Origin of the sequence: Campylobacter sp. S4:11, from assembly GCF_024723695.1 — a bacterium.
GTDB lineage: Bacteria > Campylobacterota > Campylobacteria > Campylobacterales > Campylobacteraceae > Campylobacter_D > Campylobacter_D jejuni_C.
On sequence record NZ_JANQDC010000060.1, the window covers coordinates 1 to 1189 of the forward strand.

At 25.0% G+C, this 1189-nt stretch carries 1 protein-coding gene and 1 pseudogene; both read right to left on the reverse strand.

The window, feature by feature from the left end; all coding sequences use genetic code 11:
- Nucleotides 1-118: pseudogene (locus CAMP5053_RS08130) on the reverse strand (phage baseplate assembly protein V); the annotation flags it as partial.
- Nucleotides 119-204: 86 nt separating this feature from the next.
- On the reverse strand, nucleotides 205-1189 hold a 985-nt coding region (locus tag CAMP5053_RS08135; RefSeq protein WP_337217635.1), incomplete at its 5' end, for a contractile injection system protein, VgrG/Pvc8 family.

Sequence of the window (1189 nt, forward strand, 5' to 3'; positions counted from 1 at the left end):
CCCCATTATACAAACTCCCACTAATAAAAGGCTTGTCTATATCATCATCTAAAAATGAAATAATAACTTCATCTCCTATTCTAGGTGTATGGTAAAAACCTGAATGATTGCTTGCTACATTACTAGCTACTCTTAAGAATGGACTATGGTGATACATGTTTGTTTTATTATCTAATTCTTCTTGATTAGCATAAAGATTAATCCTTACTTTACTCTTCCATATTCATCTGTGTATATGGTATTTCTTTGATTTTCTATATTAGAATCTTCTCCTATAACTATACCCATGGTATTAATTGGAGGTTTTGGTTTGGATTTAAAACTAGGTGTAAAGGTTAAAAAAGATGGGGTAAGGGTTAAATTATTTGTATAAGATTTGCTTAGATTTAAGTCTTTAATATTTAAATTATCATTGGTATTGATAGTATTAGCTAAAATAGCATCATCAATTAAAATTTGTTCTTTTGCAATAATGGTATATTCTTTGGTGGTTTCTTCTTGAATATTAATTTTAATACTTTCATTTAAACTAAGATGATAAATATTGCTTTTTGCTTTTAGTATATTATTAAGTATAGTGTTTCTTTTTTCTTTTAGGGTAGGGGATTGTTTTAAATTAATATTTTGTGTAAAGGAATACTCACTTTCATAAGAATGCTCATTATAATGTGTATTGGCATTTTGTGCTTTAGTGCTTAAGGAATATAAACTTAAAGGTTGTTTGGAATTATTACTAGAATGAGTAAAAGCATTAGTTTGTATTTGTTTTTCTTTATTGAGTGCGTAAATACAAGTTTCATTAAGATGGTTGTTGATATTAGGATTAAAAACTATATCTTTTATTTTGCCTTTATGAGTATAAAAATCATAAAAATAAATATTATCTTTATCTTCATAAAAATAAATGCCATGATTGTGTGCTAATCTTGTGATAAATTCTAAATCACTTTCATTGTATTGAGAAATCAATTCTTTAGTTTCATATATATGATGAATATTAGAAAAATCAATGTTTTTATTTAGCTTAGTGTTGTAATAGGCTAAGGTTTGTTTAATTACTTCTATTATGTTTGTATGAGTATAAATACGATTTGCTTTATTAAAATCAAGTCTTATTAAAGGAGAATGCAAGTTAAACTTAAAAAAATGTTTATGGTTTAATTGTTTAAAATTTTCTTTTACAATATTG